Source organism: Nonomuraea sp. NPDC026600 (genome assembly GCF_040638335.1).
Taxonomy (GTDB): Bacteria; Actinomycetota; Actinomycetes; order Streptosporangiales; family Streptosporangiaceae; genus Nonomuraea.
On the sequence record NZ_JBEZYD010000012.1, the window covers coordinates 149,538 to 166,649 of the forward strand.

The window sequence follows — 17,112 nt, forward strand, 5'->3', positions numbered from 1 at the left end:
GCGTTACCGGTTGATGTCACCGGTCGGCCGAGGCGGCATGGGGATCGTGTGGCACGCGCATGACGTGCTGCTCGCCCGCGACGTGGCTGTCAAGGAGCTGATCCTGCCGTACGGGCTCGACCAGACGGGCAGGCAAGTGGCCCACCGGCGCGTGCTGCGCGAGGCCAGGTCCGCCGCGCGGCTGACCCACCCGGGCATCGTGACCGTGCACGACGTGGTCGAGGAGGACGGCCGGCCGTGGATCGTCATGGAGCTGGTCCGGGCCTGGTCCCTCGAACAGGCGGTCCGGCAGAGCGGACCGCTCCCGGTGATCCAGGCCGCGGAGATCGGCATCCGGGTGCTCGACGCGGTCAGGCACGCGCACGCGGCCGGGATCCTGCACCGTGACATCAAGCCGGGCAACGTCCTGCTCACCGCGGACCGCGTGGTCCTGACAGACTTCGGCATCGCCGCGATCGAGGGCGACGTCACCATCACGCAGACCGGGCTGCTCATGGGGTCGCCCGCCTACATCCCGCCGGAACGGCTGTCCGGGCAGTCGATCACCCAGGCGGCCGACCTGTGGTCGTTCGGGGCGACGATGTACGCCGCGGTCGAGGGGCGCCCGCCGTACGAGGGGCCGGACCCGATCGCGGTGCTGGGCGCGGTCCTCACGCAGGAACCGGTCACGCCGCAGCGGGCGGGCGCGCTGGCACCGGTGATCGAGGGCCTGCTGCGCAAGAACCCGGCCGAACGTTTCACCGCCGAACAGGTCACCGACATGCTGGAACGGGTCCTGCACGCGCACGGCTCGGTCCGCCCGCGCCCCGCCGAGTCCGCGCGGTCCCTGCCGACGCAGTCGGACTCGACGCCGGCCGAGTTGCTGCCGCCGCTGGACCCGCCGTCCGGGCCGATGCCGTCACGGATCGTGGAGACGCCCTCGGGGCCGGTACGAGTGCCGTACGACCCGCTGAACAGCCCGTCGGGCGGGTACTCCATGCCGTACGACGGGATGTCCAGCCCGTCCGCCAGCCACCGCACGGACGCGCTGCCCCGGGCGGACGGGTTCGACGCGTTCACCAGCCCGTCGGGGTCGCACCGGGTACCGGAGGCCGGCCCCGGGCAGAGCGGCGCGCACCCGTCGCTGAGCGACCCGGCCGGGCCATCAGTGGTACGCCCTTTCACCAGCGGCCAATCAGGACCGCCGAGCGAGCACCCGTCGCGGGACTTCCCGTCCCAGGGCTTCGCCTCGCAGGACTTCGCCTCGCAGGACTACGCGTCCCAAGGCTTCGCGTCACAGGACTACGCGTCGCAGGGCTTCCCCTCGCAGGACTACGCATCGCAGGGCTTCCCGTCGCAGGACTACGCGTCAGGCGGGCAACCGTCGTCGCCGGGCTTTCCGCCAGGGGGGCCACCGTCGTCACCGGGCTTCGCGTCCGGCGGGCCGCTCGGAGCGCCGCCTTCGTCGACGTCCGGTGCGCCGCCTTCGTTCGGCAGCCCATCGGGATCGCACCGGGTGCCCGACAGCACACCGTTCGGCGGCCCGTCGGGCCCGCGCCGCGCCTCGGAGTCCCGGGAATCGCGCGACGACCCCTTCGGCCCGTCGGGACCGCAGCCGATCCTGCCCCTGACCAGTGACAGCCGCGCCGCCCCCTGGCCCCTGGCCTCGTCCGACCACCTGCGCGACCAGTCCATCGACCTGTCGCGCGACCTGACCCACAACCGTCTGGCCAGCCTGCCCACCGCCTCGCAACGCCTGACCAAGAGCAGGCGCAGAGTCGAGGACGAGGACGGCGGCTGGCTCCGCGACGGCCGCCCCACCCTGCGCCTGATCGTCACCGCCATCGCGGGACTCGGCGTGATCGTGGCCGTCGTCCTGTTCGTCCGCATGGATGGCACGCCCGCACCGGTGGCGAGCACGGCGATCGCCAGCGCGTCGCCGCCCGCCGCCGACGACCCCCTGACGGCGACGGTGCCCGACGGCTTCAGCGAGCAGACCCCGCCCGGCTTCTCCGCCGCCGTACCCAACGGCTGGAAGCTGACCGCGTCAGGCGGCGACGCCACGTTCACCGGCCCCAAGGACTCGGGCATGACGGCCCGAGTCGAGCAGGCGACCCCGCAGCCGGACGGCGGCCTGGCGGAACTGACCCGCGAGGAGGCGGACGGCCGCGTCGACGGTTACATCCAGGTACAGCTCCAGGCGACGCGGTATCGCGACTGGAAGGCGGCCGACTGGGAGTACACCTACACGCTGGCCAACGGCGTCCCCATGCACGCCCTGACCCGGTACGTCACGATGGACGACAGCAACGCCTTCAAGATCATCTTCACCATGCCCGAGCTCAAGTGGGACGACCAGGCCGAAACCCGCAAGGTCTTCTTCAGCACCTTCCGCCAGACCACCTGACACCCCCCACCGCGCCATGAGCGCGGGTGGGTGGGTGCGTCACGCGGCCAAGATCTGAGCGGCAGAGGTCCGAACGGTCACCGCGCGCCGAGGGCGCGGTCGAGGAAGTCGCGGACCGTCGTGGCCAGTTCGGCGCGGTGGTCGGACAGGGCGTGGTCGGTGGCCCATTCATGGTGTTCGAGCGCCGCCCCCGCATACGCGGGCACCAGCGGCCGGTGGTGCACTTCGGCGGGCGTCACGGGGTCGAGTCCGGTCCCGATGAGCATCACCGGGCGTCCGGCGAACGCGGGCGCCAGCGAGGCCAGGCTCCATCGCTCCCCCGCGGCCTCCAGCTCGGCCACCAGCGCCGCACCGCTGGTGCCGGTGAGCGGGAGCAGCTCGCCGTCGAACGCCTCGACGTACTCCCGCCGCCCCTCGGCGTCGAGCCCGCGGGAGACCGTACCGAAGTCGAAGGCGGACACCGACACGGTGGCCGCGATGCCCGGATCAGCGGCGGCCGTCATGAGTGCGACGAACCCCCCGAAACTATGTCCGACCACGGCGACCCGCTCCGGGTCGAGCCGGTGCTCCACCGCGAACGCCTTCTCCCGCACGGCCGCCACCACCCGCGCCGCGTCCGCCAGGCCGTTCCCCCACGACCAGTCCCCGCCGACTCCCCAGGATCCCCGGTAGTGGAAGACCAGGCTGGCGTACCCGGCCCGGCGCAGCGCCTGAGCGAGATCGAAGTTGCGCTCATTGCCGGGAAAACCGTGCAGCAGCACCACCACCGGATGCGGCCCCTCGCCCGCCGGCAGGTGCAGCACTCCCAACAACGGCACCCCGTCACTGTCGAATGTCACCCCAGGTGTGGCAGCTCTCATAGCGCTCTCCTCTCTCGGAACGATCAGAACGCTAACAGCCGCCCGACGACCCGCCCCCGACGCCTCGACCCCCGGCGAATCGCCGGACCCCGCCGCAGGTGGGCGTCGGGTACCGTCGGCCGCATGAAGCTGGCGAGCATCCACTTTTATCCCGTCAAGTCGACGAGCGGACACGACGTACGAGAGGCCGAGGTCCAGCCTTGGGGCCTGGCCGGTGACCGGCGCTACCTCGTCCTCGACGAGCGCGGCGAGATGCTGACGGCCCGTGATATCCCCCGGTTGCTGATGTGCCTGCCGGAGCTGGACGGTGACACGCTCACGCTCACCGGCCCGCACGCCGCGCCGCTGCGGGTCATCCCCACCTCCACGCGTTCCTTGGTCAACGTGCGGACCACGCCGGTGGAGCTGACCGACTGCGGTGACGACGCCGCCGCGTGGCTGACCGCGCTGATCGACCGCCCCGCCCGGCTGGCCTGGCTGGACGACCCGACCCGCCGTCCGGTCAATCCCGAGTACGGCCGGCCGGACGACCGGGTCAGCCTGGCCGACGCGTACCCGCTGCTGCTCACGTACACGGCATCGCTGGCACAGCTCAACGACTGGATCGCGGAGACGGCGGTCGAGCGCGGCGAGGAGCTGCCCGAGCCGCTGCCCATGAGCCGGTTCCGGCCGAACGTGGTCGTGGACGGCGCGGAGGCCGCCTTCGCCGAGGACGGCTGGAAGCGGATCCGCATCGGCGACACGGAGTTCCGGGTGATCAAGAGCTGCGACCGATGCGTGCTGACCACCGTCGACACCCGCACCTACACCAAGGGCAAGGAGCCCATCCGCACCCTGGCCAAGCACCGCCGGTGGGACGGCAAGGTCTGGTTCGGCAGGAACCTCATCCCGGAGGCACCGGGCCGGATCGCACAGGGCGATCCGGTATCGATCCTTTAGGCCTGGCAGCGAATCAGGGCGGCACCCCAGGCGACAGGCGATCGAGCACCCGAAAGCATCCCGCAAATGGTTGAATACCGCCACCTGGGGTGATTTGGGCCTTTGGGGGCGTCTCGGGGGCTATGCGAGACTTCACAAGTGACCAGCGCCCCTATTAAGCCCCATATTTCGTCCCCTGACCGGATCCGGGTCGTCCAGAGGCGCACTCTCGCGATCCTGTCCGCCGCGCAAATAGTGGGTGGTGTAGGCGTCGCCGTCGGTCTGGCCCTGAGTTCGGTCGTCGTCGACGATCTCTCCGGCTCCACCGTGATCAGCGGCTTCGCGGGCACCGCGACCGTCCTCGGCGCGGCCCTGCTGGCGCTGCCGACCGCCAAGGCGTCCGGCCGGGGAGGCCGGCGGGCGGGCCTGACGCTGGCGTACGCGGCCGCGCTGGCGGGCTGCGCGTTGTCGGTCGGCGCCATCAGCCTCCGCAACTGGCCGCTGCTGCTGGCCGGGCTGGTCCTGGTGGGCGGCGGCAGCGCGGGCAACCTGGCGGCTCGCTACTCGGCGACCGACCTGTCACCGTCGGGGCACGCCGCCCGGCACCTGTCCCTGGTCGTCTGGGCGGCCACCATCGGCTCCGTCGCCGGCCCGAACCTGGCCAGGCCCGCCGACCAGATCGGCATGTCCGCGGGCCTGGTGGAGAAGGCCGGGCCGTTCGCGTTCGCGGCGCTGGCGTTCGCGCTGGCGATGCTCATCATCCTGGTGGGCCTGCGCCCGGACCCGCTCAAACTGGCCCGCGAGCTGAACGGCACGCAGCCCCCCGCCCCCGGCCGGAACCGGACGATCAGGAACGCGTGGACGACCCTGCGCACCACCCCCATGGCCCGCAAGGCCCTGGTCATGATCGCGATCAGCCACACCGCGATGGTGTCGGTCATGTCGATGACCCCGGTCAAACTCCACCACGACGGCTCGAACCTGGACGTCATCGGCCTGGTGATCAGCCTGCACATCGCCGGGATGTACGTCATGTCGCCGGTGGTGGGCTGGCTGGCCGACAAGGCGGGCAAGGTGCCGGTGCTGCTGCTCGGCATGGGGTTGCTGCTCAGCGCCGCCGTTCTGGCGGGTACGGCCGGGCACCGCGTCTGGCAGGTGACGACCGCGCTGGTCCTGCTCGGCCTCGGCTGGTCGTGCGGCCTGGTTGCGGGGTCGGCGCTGGTCTCCGAGTCGGTGCCGGTCGGGAGCCGTCCCGCCGTGCAGGGCCTGTCCGACCTGCTGATGAACGTGTGCGGCGCCACCGGCACGATCGTCGCGGGCGCGATCGTGGGCGGGCTGTCCTACGGGGTGCTCGGGCTAGTGGTGGGCGTGATGGTGGCACTGGCCGGAGGCTGGCTGGCGATCACCTGGCACCGCGCGAGCAACGACCCGCTGACAGCCGCGACCTGACGTCCAGAGAGGTCACCACATGACGTCCGGAGGAACACCTCACTTCGCGTCGGCGTAGCAGTCGACCGCGACCGCCTCCATCGGGAAGCGCACCGGCGACTGCCCGAACAGCAGCCTGCTGGCCTCGGCGGCCGACTCCGACACCGCGGCGATGACCTCTTCGGCCTGGCCGAGCGGGCAGTGCACCATGATCTCGTCGTGCTGGAAGAACACCAGCCGGGCCGGGCCGGACAACCGCCCCCGCAGCACCGCCATCAGCACCAGCGCCCACTCGGCGGCGGTGGCCTGCACGACGAAGTTGCGGGTGAACCGCCCCCGATCGCGCAGCGCCCTGTTTCCCTCGGGCCCCGACACCAGGGACTTCCACCGGTCGGACGGCGGCGGGCTGGTGCGGCCGAGCCAGGAACGCACCAGCCGCCCCTCCTCCCCCGCCTTGGCCGCGTCCTCGACGAACTGGTACGCCTTGGGGAAGCGCTGCCGCATGACCGCCAGCAGCTTGGGCGCGTCACCACTGGTGCCCCCGTACATGGCGGACAGCATCGCGATCTTGGCCTTGTCGCGCTCGCCCCCGAACGACTTGGCCAGCGCCGAGTAGAGATCGATCTCCCCCGCCGCCCGCGCCAGCCCGTTGTCCCCAGCCATCGCGGCCAGCACCCGCGGCTCCAGCTGGGCGGCGTCGGCGACGATCAGGGTCCAGCCGTCGTCGGCGACCACCACGCGGCGCATCACCTTGGGGATCTGCAGCGCGCCGCCGCCGTCGGTGGCCCACCGCCCCGACACCACACCGCCCACCACGTACTCGGCACGGAAACGCCCGTCGCGCACCCATTGGTCGGCCCAGACCCACCCGTGGAAGCTGTACAGCCTGGCCAGCTCCTTGTAGGCGAGCAGCGGCGCGACGACCGGATGGTCGATCTGCTTGAGCTCCTCCGACCGGGTGGTCTTGAGCGCGACGCCCGCCGCCCTGAACGCCTTGACCAGTTGCTGCACCGAGTCGGGATTGACCGGATGCCCGAACGCCGCCGACACCTCGTCGGCCAGCGCCTGGAGCTTGACCGGGCGCATGCCGTGCACCGGGCGCGGCCCGAGCAGGTCGGTGAGCAGGGCGTCGTGCACGTCCTGGCGCCACGGCATGCCGTCGTGGCCCATCTCGGCGGCGATCAGCGCGCCCGCCGACTCGGCCGCCACCAGCAGCCGGAACCGCCCCGGATCCGGCAGCGCCTCGATCCGGCGCAACTGGTCGGCCAGCACCTCCGCCACCGCCTCCGCGCCGAGCGGCTCGGGCGCGAACAGGGTGTCGGGCATGTTGGGCTGCTCGTCGGGCACCGGCAGGCCGTGCAGCCTGGCGTGGGCGGCCTTGGCCGAGCGCGGTTGCCCGTAGCGTCCCTCATGAGCGAGCAGCAGGCCCTCGGTGAGGGCCAGGTCGTGACAGCGTGACACCCGCACGCCGCTACGCAGCAGGGGCGGATACGCCTCGCGCGCGTCCGCCCAGACCCAGCGCGGCCGCTCGGCTTCGAGCTCTCGTACGGCCGACGCCAGGTCGTCGACCTGACGGGCCGGACCGCCGATCGGGAGGATCGTCCGGTCTGTCACCACTACGTGCACGCCGTTCAGCCTGCCAGGCGACTACGACAAACTGATGTGCACCTCGTCCTCCATCGGCGGGTCCACCTCCTGCGTCAGGCAGCCGGTGGCGGCGAAGCAGCGCACCTTGAGCAGGTCGGGCGTGACCGAAAGGTGCAGGAACTGCTTGAAGAACGGTGGTGTGTCCCAGTCGGAGAGCTCGGAGAGGTACCGGTGGAAGACCGTGCCCACGGGCAGCCGGAACGGCATCGGCCAGGCCCCGAGCAGCCGGGCCGCCCACCTCATCCTGCGGGTGATCTTGATGGACCCCGCGACGGGCCGGACCGGGGTGTTCTTGATCTGCTCCGCCATGATGCAGGCGGCCTCGGCCGGGGTGAGGTAGATCCACTTCATCCGGAGCCGCTTCGCGTACAACTGGCTGTAGAAGGACAGCGAGTCGCCGCGCAGCGGGTAGCACTTGAAGTCGTCCTCGTGCACGCCCGCCACGTCCACCCGGCGGGTGGTGTGGGTGGCGTGCATGAACGCGCCCCCGCCGCCGGAGACGATGTACTGGATCACCCGGTCGCCCACTCTGACGGGGTAGCGCTGGTAGTTGTGCACGTCGCCGCCGATGGCGGCCACGTAGCGGTGTTCGGGGGCGCGGATGATGTCGTCGATCGTGCCGCCGCCCTCGAGCGGGGACGGCTTGTAGTCGTTGCGCGTGTAGATCGGCTTGCCGGTGACGAGGATCTTCGGGCGCGGGTCGAGGGAGACGCGCCGCAGCCACTCGGTCTGCTGCCCGTCGATCCCCCCTTGGATGCCGGTGTCGACGCCCACGATGAGCAGGCTGGGGGTCTCGATCACCCAGTACGGCCCCGGCTGCGCGGCCCGCTGCGACGGCTGCTCCCTGAACTTGCGGGCCTCGGCCAGGAGTCGCTCGTCGATCGTGTCCGACTTGCGCCAGAGCAGGCCGCGTAGCCCGAACTCCCGCTTGGGCTTGAGCGGCGGGGCGTCGCAGAACACGCGCATGAAGCCGCCGAGCCCGTCATACCAGTCGTGGTTGCCGGGGATCGCGTAGATCGGAGCGTCATAGTCCTTGTACGGGCGGAAGAACTTGTTCTCGTACTCGTTGCCGGACCCGGCCGGATACAGCACGTCGCTGGCGATGACGGCGAAGGAGGTGCCTTCGCCCACCTTGAGCAGGCCGGGCACGACCGCGTACTGGGAGGCGTCGCCCTCACCCGTGTCGCCGAGCAGCAGGAAGCTGAAGCTCTCCCCCACCTCGGGCCGGACGCGGAAGTCCGGGTCCGCGCCACGGGCCTCCTGCTCGGCCACCCACCTGCGGCGCACCTGCCCCGACGGGTCGCCTAAGAGCCCGGCGACGATCTGGTTGCGCGAGTGCCACAGCGTGCGCGGGCTGAACCAGGTGAACCCCTTCGTGTCCGGTCTCAGCTCGTCGAACGTGCCGATCCGCCGGCACGCCCACCCCGCGCCTTCCTCCGACACCCGGGAGGAGAGTTGCTTTCCACGCTCAGCCGCGACTTCCACCATGACCACATCTTTACCGCGATCATCCCCAAGCCGCACGCTCTTCCCCAAGCACATTCGGAACGCAGCGTGCCGCAGGGAACACAATCGGTTCGTGATGGTGTAGCCTCACGCCCCAAGCAAGCGGTTCGTCTCCGCCGAGGGGGGCTGCCATGGCCCGGAACGGTTCGGACGACGCCACCCGGAAAGGCACCACGGGGGTGGCCGCCGTCGAGGGACTGCTGGCGTACGCCGGCAGACGGTCACGCTGGGGCGGGGGCGCGCTCAGCAGGGTTCATGAGGCGATCGGGCTCAGCCGGGAGCTGGTCGCCGCGGACCCCGACGAGCACTCCGTGCTCCTCGCCCGGTGCCTGCAGGCCGCCACCAAGCTGCTGTTGCTGCGCCGCCGGGCCCCGGAGGCGCTGCCTCTCGCCCAGGAGGCCGTCGAGCTCTGCCGCCCGTCGGGTGGCGCGCCGCTGATCGTCGCGCTGGCCTGCCTGTCGGCCGTCCACGAGGCCCTCCAGCAGTACGGCGACGCGGCGGAGGCTATGACGGAAGCCACGGCGGTCGACCCACTCGACTGACCACGGGGGCTCAGGGGATCAGGATGCCCGGGTTCAGGATGCCCGCGGGGTCGAGCCGGGACTTGACCGCCCGCAGGATGTCCACGCCCACCGGCCCCAGCTCCGCCGCGTACGCCTCGCGGTGGTCGCGGCCGACGCCGTGGTGGTGCGAGATCGTGCCGTCCGCCGCCACGATGGCCGCGCTGACCGCCTCCTTGGCCCGCTCCCACTGCTCCACCGGGTCCCCCTTCTGGGCGGTGACGACGGTGAAGTACAGCGAGGCCCCGGTCTCGTACACGTGCGAGATGTGGCACATGACCAGCGGCGACTCCAGCGCCCCGAGCAGCGCCAGCCGCACCGCGTCGTACAGGCGCGGCAGCGCGGACCAGAACCCGGCCGTCTCCACGGTCTCCACCGTCGCGCCGACGGCCAGCAGCGAGTCGCGCAGGTACGGCGCCGCGAACCGGCCGTGCTCCCACGCCTGTCCGGGCTCGATCCCGAGCGGCACCCCGCCCATCCGCGCCAGCACCGCCCCCGCACCGGCCCCGCGCCCCTCGACCGACGTCGCGGACGAAGCCGGGGAACCCTCCGCCGCCGGTCCCTCGTAGCCCGCGATCACCAGGCAGCCGGAGTCGCCGCCCCCGATGGCGTCCGGCCGGGCGAGCCCGATCATGGTCTCCGTCTCGTCCGAGAGCCGCAGCACCGTCGGCAGCGGCCCTTCCTGCGCCAGCACCCGCAGCGCGGCCGTCCCCTCCCGGAACGACCCGAACCGCCACCCTTCGTACACCCGCCGCTCGGGCACCCGCCGCACCCGCAGCCGCAGTGCCGTGATCACGCCGAACGCCCCCTCCGACCCCAGCAGGAGCTGCCGCAGATCGGGCCCGGCCGCCGACTTCGGCGCGCGCCCCAGGGACAGGTCGCCGGAGGGCGTGGCGACGGTCAGCCCCACCACCATGTCGTCGAACCGCCCGTAGCCCGCCGAAGCCTGCCCGCTGGACCGGGCCGCCGCGAACCCGCCCAGCGTGGCGTACTCGAACGACTGCGGGAAATGTCCCAGGGTCAGCCCGTGGCGTCCGAGCAGCCGCTCGGCCTCGGGCGCCCGGAGTCCGGGCTCGACGGTGACGACCATCGACTCGGCGTCGACCGAGACGAGCCGGTCGAGCCGGGCCAGGTCCAGCGCCACCACCCCGGCGAAGCCGGACCGGGACGCCGCCAGGCCGCCCACCACGGACGTGCCGCCGCCGAAGGGCACCACCGCGATCCGCTCGGCGACGCACAGCCGCAGCAGCGCGGCCACCTCGTCGTGCGAGCCGGGCAGCACCACGGCGTCGGGCGCGTCCGAGCCGTCTCCCGCGCGCATCCGCAGCAGGTCGGGCGTCGACTTGCCGCGCGTGTGGCCGATCCGGGCCGCGCGCGAGGTCAGCACGTGTTCGTGGCCCACCACCTCGGCCAGGGCGGCCAGGCGCGCGGGCGAGAGCGCGACCGGGGCCAGCCGTACGGATGCGAATGAGGCGGCGGGCGCGGCCGGCTCGCGCACGCCCAGCAGGTCGTGGAGCAGCTCGCGGATCTGCGGGGGCAGCTCGCGGGCCTTGGCGGGGTCGCCCCAGCCCGACCAGAGCATAGGTTCGTTCAGCACGTCTACACTGTGACATATGACGTCGATTCGTCACAATGACGGCGTGCTGGACGCGGCCCGCGACTGCGTGCTCGCCTACGGGGTGCGGCGCACCACGCTCACCGACGTGGCGCGCCGGGCGGGGGTGTCCCGGATGACGCTCTATCGCCGCTGGCCCGACGTGCGGAGCCTGGTCGCCGACGTGATGACGCGGGAGTGGGTGCTGGCGGTCACGGATCTCGACATGTCGGACCCGGTCGCGGCGGTCGTCGAAGGGGTACGACGGCTGCGTGGACATCCGCTCTGGCGCAAGATCGTGGAAGCGGACCCTGAGCTGCTCCTGCCGTATCTGCTGGATCGGCGCGGCGCCACCCACGAGGCGGTGCTCGCCGTGCTCGAGGACGCCGTCGGCGACCGCCGCAAGGCCAGGGCGGTGCTGCTCGTGGCGCAGTCGTTCCTGCTGTCGGCGCCCACCATGCTCGACCCCGTGACGCTCGACGAACTCGACGCCGAACTCGCCACCCTGCTGGAGGCCTACCTTGGATAGCTCGCTGAACGCGCCACGAAGGGCCCGTGAGCTGGCCGTGGTCGCGGAGGAAACCGTCGATGTGCTGGTCGTGGGTCTGGGCGCGACAGGTGCGGGCGCGGCGCTCGACGCCGCTTCGCGTGGTCTCAGCGTAGCGGCGATCGACGCGCACGACCTGGCTTTCGGCACGTCGCGGTGGAGTTCCAAGCTCATTCACGGCGGGCTCCGCTACCTCGCCAAGGGCCAGGTGGGCATCGCCCGCGAAAGCGCCGTCGAGCGCGGCATCCTGCTGCGGCGTACGGCTCCGCACCTGGTCAAGGCGCACCCGTACGTGCTGCCGCTGACGCCGGAGGTCTCCAGGCCCCAGGCGAAGCTGCTGATGACCGGCTACCGGCTCGGCGACGCGCTGCGCGCCACCGCCCTCACGCCGCGCCGCCTGCTGCCCGGCCCGTCCCGGCTGACGGCCGCCCGGGCGCACACGCTCGCGCCCATGCTGAGCGAGCACGGCCTGCGGGGCGGGCTGCTGTCCTGGGACGGCCGAGTGCTCGACGACGCCCGGCTGGTGGTCGCCATGGCCAGGACGGCGGCGGCGCACGGGGCGCGGATCCTGACCCGTTGCCGCGCCCTGGAGCTGACCGGCGAGGGCGCCAAGGTCCGCGACGAGCTGACCGGCGCGGAGTTCGGCATCCGGGCCAGGACTGTGATCAACGCGGCGGGCGTATGGGCGGGCCTGCTGGATCCTCAGGTGGAACTGCGCCCGTCACGCGGCACGCACCTCGTGCTCCGCCCCGGGACCCTGCCGGGCCTGCTGTCCGGGCTGCACATCCCGATACCCGGAGAGAGCAACCGATTCGCGCTCGTACTCCCCCAAGCCGACGGCCGCGTGTACGTGGGCCTGACCGACGAACCTCTCGACGGCCCCGTCCCCGACGTGCCCGAGGCGCCCGAGGCGGACATCAGGGCGCTCCTGAGCGTACTCAACACGGTTCTGGCGGCACCGGTGGCCCGCGAGGCCGTCGCGGGCGCCTACGCGGGGCTCAGGCCGCTCCTGGCGGCGGACGGGCGGACGTCCGATGTCTCCCGGAAGCACGCCGTGTTCGCGGATGGAGGGCTCATCACGGTCGTGGGCGGCAAGCTCACGACATACCGGCGGATGGCGGAGGACGCGGTGGATCGAGCGATCTCGGCGCGGAATCTCCGGGCGGGTCCGAGCCGTACCACCTCGATCCCGCTCGTCGGAGCCGTCCAGAATCATGGCGCCGTGACCCCAGGCGCCGGGCCGGACCGCGCGCCCGAGCGGCTGGTCGCCCGCTACGGCTGCGAGGCGGCGGCCGTGCACGAGTTCGTCCAGGCGCATCCCGAAGAGGTCTGTCTCGGCATCACGATGGGCGAGCTGCGGTGGTCCGTCGCCCACGAGGGCGCTCTCGACGTGGACGACCTGCTCGACCGCAGGACCAGGATCGGGCTCGTCCCCGAGGACAGGGCGGCGGCGCTGCCGGCCGCCCGGGCGGCGTTTGCCGGATAACACCTTTACCCCCTCGCCGTTAGGTTAGTCTTACCTAATTCGCAAGTGAGGGAGGACGGCGTTGACCAGGGCCTGCGAGCATCCGGACGGCTCCCACGCCGGCGCTGTGCCGAATCTGGCCAGCGCCACCGTGGGAGCCCGGCTGTGGCTACTCGTCGAGCACGACGGGCCGTGGCCGTCGCATCTGGAAAGCTTCGAGCTTCCTGAGAGAATCTCGAAACTCGTGCAGCGAGCCGTGGAACGTGGCATTCGGCCCCAGCTCATCCGCCGCCCCGGCCGGCGAGCCCGCCCACAGGAGCAGGACCTGCGTGTGCTAGTCGGGTACGCCATAGGCCCTAACCCCTGGCTGGCCAGCGGAGTCATCGCAGGTCCCGACGATCTTGACCTTGACGCGCTGGTGGCGGGAGTGGTCCCGGAGTCCTGCATACTTGAAGACGAGCCGGTATTTCTGGTCTGCACGCACGCCAAGCGCAATGCGTGTTGCGCCCGCATTGGACTACCCCTCGCTCGGACACTGGCCGAAAACTGGCCGGACAGAGTGTGGGAAACGTCACACGTTGGCGGCGATCGTTACGCCGCCAACCTCGTGTGCTTGCCACACGGAATTTTCTACGGCAGCATGTCTCAGGCTGCTGCGATCGCAGCGGCTAACGCGTACCGGTCGGGCGAGATCATTCTCGACCGTTACCGGGGACGCGCAGGCATCCCTGAGCCATTGCAAGCCGTCGAGCACTTCGCCCGAGCCCATACGGGAGAGCGTTCTGTCGGCGCAGTGGCCGTGGAATCCTCCAGGTCGGACGGCGACGTCACCGAAGCCATCGTGCGCTGCGGCGACGTCCGGTTCCAGGTTGTGGTTGAGCCATCGGTGCTCCAAGCGCCGTGTGGTACGGCTTGCGCCGAGAAGATCACCACCTACCGGCTGGTTTCGCTGGACAGGCTCAGGCCTGTGCGGTATGCCACGCCCGCGCTTACCTGATCACGGGAACATCACGGCCTACCTTTGCGTTGGAACAGTGACGCCGAAAGCGTCCAATGCGGCTCAATTACTGAAATACCTCTCACGAAGGTGGTTTTCTCATGTCTCAGGTACGTCGGCAGCTCGCCCGCCCGCGCCCCAGCTGGGGTTGGCAGGATGATGCCGCGTGCCGGGGTGAGGACCTCGTGCTCTTCTTCGGCCCCGATGGGGAGCGGCAGCCCGAGCGTGACGTGCGCGAGCGGAAGGCCAAGGCGATCTGCGCCCAGTGCCCTGTCCGCAACGAGTGCCTGGACTACGCGCTGTCCCGTCCGGAGAAGTACGGCACGTGGGGTGGCCTGAACGAGGACGAGCGCGCTTCCGAGCGTCGCCGTCGCATGCGCCGCGCGGCCAGCGCCGGCATCTCCGCCGCCTGACTCCACCCGGCAGCGTCCGTGATCACCGCGTGATCACGCAGTTGTCCCGATGAGCCGAAGCCTGGCCCGCCACGTCCAGGCTCCGGTGAACCCGGTCGGGACAACTGCTTGATCAAGCACCAGCTCTACCCCGAGCACGCGCTTCAGCCCGGCGTCATCCGTGACGCCGGGCTGAAGTGGTTTCCGGATCGGTGTCCCCCAGGATCAGCACCTTCCGGGACAGGTGCCGCTGGATCATTACCTCTGGGTCGGTGCTGCCGGCTCAGACGATCAGGTCGTCGAACTCGCCGTCCTTGGCGCCCAGCACGAACGCGGTAATTTCGGCCCGCGTATAAACCAGGGCGGGACCCTCGGGGAAGCGCGAGTTACGCATCGCCACCTCCCCCGTGGGCAGATCGGCCACCTCGACGCAGTTGCCGTTCGGGTTGCTCCGCCGGCTCTTGCGCCAGATGGCCGAAAGGCGACCGGCGGGCGTTCCGTTCCGGAACTCATGCATGGGGAAGCTCCCTCGCGCGCTTACGGATGCACGTGCAGCCGTGGTTGCGAGATCACGATACGGTAGCGCCAAGATCGCCATATAGGGGATGACCAAAATCCCCTTATGGTGTGGATCACATCGACAGCAGCCGCTCCAGGAAGCGTTTGGTCTGCTCAGGGGAGTCGGCCTGGACGCTCAATCGGTCCATGACCTGCATGTAATGCTCGGACTCCGCCGGCTTGTCGAGATAGAGGGCACTGGTGAGCTGCTCCAGGTAGACGACGTCGGGCAGGTCACGCTCGGGGAAGCGCAGGATGCTGAACGGCCCGCCGGCGGCCGCGTGCCCGCCGCGTTCGAACGGAACGACCTGAACGGTGACGTTGGACCGTGCCGTCATCTCCAGCAGGTGCTCGACCTGCCTGCGCATCACCTCGCGGCCGCCCAGCGCGCGCCGCACCACGGCCTCGTCGATGACCGCCCACAGCTTGAGCGCCCGGTCGCCGGCCAGGCGGTCCTGGCGCCTGATGCGCAGCGCGACGCGCCGGTCGAGCTCCGCGTCGGGAGTCGTCTCGTGCGCCAGCTTGATCACCGCCCTGGCGTACTCGGGCGTCTGGAGCAGGCCGGGCACGAACTGGTTCTCGTACGTCCGGATGACCGAGGCCGCGCCCTCCAGCCCGATGTACACCTCGAACCAGCCGGGCAGCAGGTCACCGTACTTGTGCCACCAGCCGGGGGCGTTGGCCTGCCGGGCCAGTTCCAGCAGCGGCGCCCGCTCGGCGGGGTCGGTGACGCCGTAGAGCGTGAGCAGGTCGGCCACGTCGCGTTCCTTGAAGCTGACCTGGCCGAGCTCCAGCCGGCTGATCTTCGCGTGAGAAGCGCGAATCGCGTACCCCGCGTCCTCCCGCGAGATACGCTGCTCCGTGCGGAGCCTGCGCAGCTGCGTACCCAGCAAAATCCGCAGCACCGTCGGGCTTCCCGGCGAGTGGCCGATCACGTTCCCTTCCGCACTCAGTGCGCTCACACTATCGCTCCCAGATCATCTGCACGTGCAGATGCATTTTGCATCTGTAAACACCAAAAGTCTTGCATCGGTAAGCACACGCCGTAAAGATGGGCATTGGATCACCTATACCGCGCTTCGGGGGCCAAGATGACGACTTTCGACGCTCGGCCGCAAGCCGCCACCGGCGCTCAGGCGCCGGGTTGGCTGCTGCCCATTCTGCTCGAAGGGCGACGCGGTCCGTGCGACGCGGTCTTCCCTTTTCACGAACTCAGTCCGTTCGAGCCCGAGTGTGTGGCCACTGCCAGGCGGTTCGTCGACCGGACGCTCACCTCGTGGGGCTCCGACGGCATCGTCTTCGACGCCCAGCTCGTGGTCTCCGAGCTCGTCACCAACGCGATGCGGCACGGCGGCGGCGCCATCCAGCTCCGGCTGCTGAGCCGGCTGCGCGAGGTGGCGTGTGTGGTGAGCGACTACAGCCGGCACGCGCCGGCCGCCGCCCCCGCCACCGACGTCTTCGCCGAATACGGTCGCGGCCTGCGGCTGGTCGAGGCGCTCACCACGGGCTGGGGCTGGCTCACCCCCAGCGGCCAGGGCAAGCTCGTCTGGGCCGTCCTGCCCGCCTGACTGGCGCCACGCCCGATCCGAGCGCTGAGCGCCTGTCACGCTAAACGTCCGCCAGCAGGTCGAGCACGTCGGCGTCGCTGAGCTGGTCGAAGTGCTCGTACCACTGCCCGACCGCCCGGAAGTCCGCCGGCACCCGCAGCACCACCACCTCGTCGGCCTCCTCGCGCATGGCCTCGACGGTGTCGCGGGCACCCACCGGGACGGCCAGCGTCACCCGGCCCGGCTTGGCCGCGCGGACCGCCCGGAGCGCCGCCCGCGCGGTCGCGCCGGTGGCCAGGCCGTCGTCGACCACGATCACCTCGCGACCGGCGATGTCGGGCAACGGGCGGTCGCCCCGGTAGACCTTGACCCGGCGGGCCAGCTCGCGCCGCTCCTCCGCGACCACCTCCGCCACCGACTCGGGCGTCATCCCGAGCCTGCGCAGCAGGGCCAGGTCGAACACCGGCTCGCCGCCCTCGGCTATCGCGCCGACGCCCAGCTCGGGCGTCGGCGGATAGCCGATCTTGCGGGTGACGAGCACGTCGAGCCGGCCGCCGATGCCGCGGACGATGGGCACGGCCACCGCCACGCCGCCGCGCGGGAGCGCCAGCACCAGGGGATCCCGCGCGCCGCGCAGGCGGCCCGCGAGCATCGTCCCCGCTTGCGCACGGTCCGCGAACAGCAGGTCCATGCAGTGGTATTACCCG

Annotated in this window: 16 protein-coding genes; 9 read left to right on the forward strand and 7 right to left on the reverse strand. The window is 71.2% G+C overall.

The annotated features are described in order from the left end of the window. Nucleotides 1-13: 13 nt before the first annotated feature. Complete coding sequence (locus tag AB0F17_RS27620; protein ID WP_358028515.1) at nucleotides 14-2,386, forward strand: protein kinase; 2,373 nt, start codon at nucleotides 14-16, stop codon at nucleotides 2,384-2,386. 77 nt (nucleotides 2,387-2,463) lie between these two features. On the opposite strand, the gene AB0F17_RS27625 is transcribed toward AB0F17_RS27620, so the two are convergent. Beyond that, nucleotides 2,464-3,246: an alpha/beta fold hydrolase gene (locus tag AB0F17_RS27625; RefSeq protein ID WP_358028237.1), complete on the reverse strand. Its 783-nt coding sequence runs from the start codon at nucleotides 3,244-3,246 to the stop codon at nucleotides 2,464-2,466. A 123-nt stretch (nucleotides 3,247-3,369) separates the two neighbouring features. Here AB0F17_RS27625 and AB0F17_RS27630 point away from each other — a divergent pair, with 123 nt between their 5' ends. Next, nucleotides 3,370-4,185 carry an MOSC N-terminal beta barrel domain-containing protein gene (locus AB0F17_RS27630; protein ID WP_358028239.1) on the forward strand — a complete coding sequence of 272 codons (816 nt, stop codon included), beginning with the start codon at nucleotides 3,370-3,372 and terminating at the stop codon, nucleotides 4,183-4,185. A 138-nt stretch (nucleotides 4,186-4,323) separates the two neighbouring features. Continuing rightward, nucleotides 4,324-5,613, forward strand: a complete 1,290-nt coding sequence (locus AB0F17_RS27635) for an MFS transporter (protein WP_358028242.1) — start codon at nucleotides 4,324-4,326, stop codon at nucleotides 5,611-5,613. Between the two features lie 39 nt (nucleotides 5,614-5,652). Here AB0F17_RS27635 and AB0F17_RS27640 read toward each other — a convergent pair whose 3' ends face one another. Together AB0F17_RS27640 and AB0F17_RS27645 are read right to left on the reverse strand one after the other, a co-directional pair. Continuing rightward, complete coding sequence (locus tag AB0F17_RS27640) at nucleotides 5,653-7,218, reverse strand: bifunctional 3'-5' exonuclease/DNA polymerase (RefSeq protein WP_358028245.1); 1,566 nt, start codon at nucleotides 7,216-7,218, stop codon at nucleotides 5,653-5,655. A gap of 21 nt (nucleotides 7,219-7,239) precedes the next feature. Beyond that, nucleotides 7,240-8,727 (reverse strand): metallophosphoesterase, encoded by a 1,488-nt coding sequence (locus AB0F17_RS27645; protein ID WP_358028248.1) that lies wholly within the window; start codon nucleotides 8,725-8,727, stop codon nucleotides 7,240-7,242. A 149-nt stretch (nucleotides 8,728-8,876) separates the two neighbouring features. Between AB0F17_RS27645 and AB0F17_RS27650 the strand changes: the two genes are divergently transcribed. Beyond that, nucleotides 8,877-9,287: a hypothetical protein gene (locus AB0F17_RS27650; RefSeq protein ID WP_358028251.1), complete on the forward strand. Its 411-nt coding sequence runs from the start codon at nucleotides 8,877-8,879 to the stop codon at nucleotides 9,285-9,287. A gap of 10 nt (nucleotides 9,288-9,297) precedes the next feature. Here AB0F17_RS27650 and AB0F17_RS27655 read toward each other — a convergent pair whose 3' ends face one another. After that, on the reverse strand, nucleotides 9,298-10,887 hold the full coding sequence (locus AB0F17_RS27655; RefSeq protein WP_358028518.1) for an FAD-binding oxidoreductase: 1,590 nt from the start codon (nucleotides 10,885-10,887) through the stop codon (nucleotides 9,298-9,300). A gap of 31 nt (nucleotides 10,888-10,918) precedes the next feature. Here AB0F17_RS27655 and AB0F17_RS27660 point away from each other — a divergent pair, with 31 nt between their 5' ends. The 4 genes from AB0F17_RS27660 (at nucleotide 10,919) to AB0F17_RS27675 (ending at nucleotide 14,321) form a co-directional block, all read left to right on the forward strand. After that, nucleotides 10,919-11,428, forward strand: coding sequence for a helix-turn-helix domain-containing protein (locus tag AB0F17_RS27660; protein ID WP_358028254.1), 510 nt, complete (start codon nucleotides 10,919-10,921; stop codon nucleotides 11,426-11,428). Next, the gene (locus AB0F17_RS27665) at nucleotides 11,421-12,932 is read left to right on the forward strand and encodes a glycerol-3-phosphate dehydrogenase/oxidase (protein WP_358028256.1); all 1,512 of its coding nucleotides are present in this window, start codon (nucleotides 11,421-11,423) and stop codon (nucleotides 12,930-12,932) included. Before AB0F17_RS27660 ends, AB0F17_RS27665 begins: the two co-directional genes overlap by 8 nt. Before the next feature lie 61 nt (nucleotides 12,933-12,993). After that, complete coding sequence (locus AB0F17_RS27670) at nucleotides 12,994-13,908, forward strand: sucrase ferredoxin (RefSeq protein ID WP_358028259.1); 915 nt, start codon at nucleotides 12,994-12,996, stop codon at nucleotides 13,906-13,908. A gap of 101 nt (nucleotides 13,909-14,009) precedes the next feature. Continuing rightward, a complete protein-coding gene (locus tag AB0F17_RS27675; RefSeq protein WP_080036407.1) occupies nucleotides 14,010-14,321 on the forward strand; it encodes a WhiB family transcriptional regulator in 312 nt (103 codons plus the stop codon). Nucleotides 14,322-14,583: 262 nt separating this feature from the next. On the opposite strand, the gene AB0F17_RS27680 is transcribed toward AB0F17_RS27675, so the two are convergent. Both AB0F17_RS27680 and AB0F17_RS27685 read right to left on the reverse strand, forming a co-directional pair. Continuing rightward, on the reverse strand, nucleotides 14,584-14,817 hold the full coding sequence (locus AB0F17_RS27680; RefSeq protein WP_358028262.1) for a DUF397 domain-containing protein: 234 nt from the start codon (nucleotides 14,815-14,817) through the stop codon (nucleotides 14,584-14,586). A 115-nt stretch (nucleotides 14,818-14,932) separates the two neighbouring features. Continuing rightward, entirely contained in the window at nucleotides 14,933-15,820 is an 888-nt protein-coding gene (locus tag AB0F17_RS27685; RefSeq protein WP_358028265.1) for a helix-turn-helix transcriptional regulator, read from the reverse strand. Nucleotides 15,821-15,949: 129 nt separating this feature from the next. On the opposite strand from AB0F17_RS27685, the gene AB0F17_RS27690 reads away from it, so the two are divergent. Then, on the forward strand, nucleotides 15,950-16,426 hold the full coding sequence (locus AB0F17_RS27690) for an ATP-binding protein (protein ID WP_358028268.1): 477 nt from the start codon (nucleotides 15,950-15,952) through the stop codon (nucleotides 16,424-16,426). A gap of 40 nt (nucleotides 16,427-16,466) precedes the next feature. Here the strand turns inward: AB0F17_RS27690 and AB0F17_RS27695 are convergent, their stop codons facing one another. Further along, on the reverse strand, nucleotides 16,467-17,096 hold the full coding sequence (locus AB0F17_RS27695) for a phosphoribosyltransferase family protein (RefSeq protein WP_358028271.1): 630 nt from the start codon (nucleotides 17,094-17,096) through the stop codon (nucleotides 16,467-16,469). Nucleotides 17,097-17,112 lie beyond the last annotated feature (16 nt).

What these genes read in the sequence shown, in the direction of transcription:
- AB0F17_RS27680 (WP_358028262.1), bottom strand. Translation starts at nt 14,817, where the DNA reads ATGCATGAGTTCCGGAACGGAACGCCCGCCGGTCGCCTTTCGGCCATC.
- AB0F17_RS27660 (WP_358028254.1), top strand. Translation starts at nt 10,919, where the DNA reads ATGACGTCGATTCGTCACAATGACGGCGTGCTGGACGCGGCCCGCGAC.
- AB0F17_RS27695 (WP_358028271.1), bottom strand. Translation starts at nt 17,096, where the DNA reads ATGGACCTGCTGTTCGCGGACCGTGCGCAAGCGGGGACGATGCTCGCG.
- AB0F17_RS27630 (WP_358028239.1), top strand. Translation starts at nt 3,370, where the DNA reads ATGAAGCTGGCGAGCATCCACTTTTATCCCGTCAAGTCGACGAGCGGA.
- AB0F17_RS27655 (WP_358028518.1), bottom strand. Translation starts at nt 10,887, where the DNA reads ATGCTCTGGTCGGGCTGGGGCGACCCCGCCAAGGCCCGCGAGCTGCCC.
- AB0F17_RS27645 (WP_358028248.1), bottom strand. Translation starts at nt 8,727, where the DNA reads ATGGTGGAAGTCGCGGCTGAGCGTGGAAAGCAACTCTCCTCCCGGGTG.
- AB0F17_RS27690 (WP_358028268.1), top strand. Translation starts at nt 15,950, where the DNA reads ATGACGACTTTCGACGCTCGGCCGCAAGCCGCCACCGGCGCTCAGGCG.
- AB0F17_RS27675 (WP_080036407.1), top strand. Translation starts at nt 14,010, where the DNA reads ATGTCTCAGGTACGTCGGCAGCTCGCCCGCCCGCGCCCCAGCTGGGGT.
- AB0F17_RS27625 (WP_358028237.1), bottom strand. Translation starts at nt 3,246, where the DNA reads ATGAGAGCTGCCACACCTGGGGTGACATTCGACAGTGACGGGGTGCCG.
- AB0F17_RS27620 (WP_358028515.1), top strand. Translation starts at nt 14, where the DNA reads ATGTCACCGGTCGGCCGAGGCGGCATGGGGATCGTGTGGCACGCGCAT.
- AB0F17_RS27650 (WP_358028251.1), top strand. Translation starts at nt 8,877, where the DNA reads ATGGCCCGGAACGGTTCGGACGACGCCACCCGGAAAGGCACCACGGGG.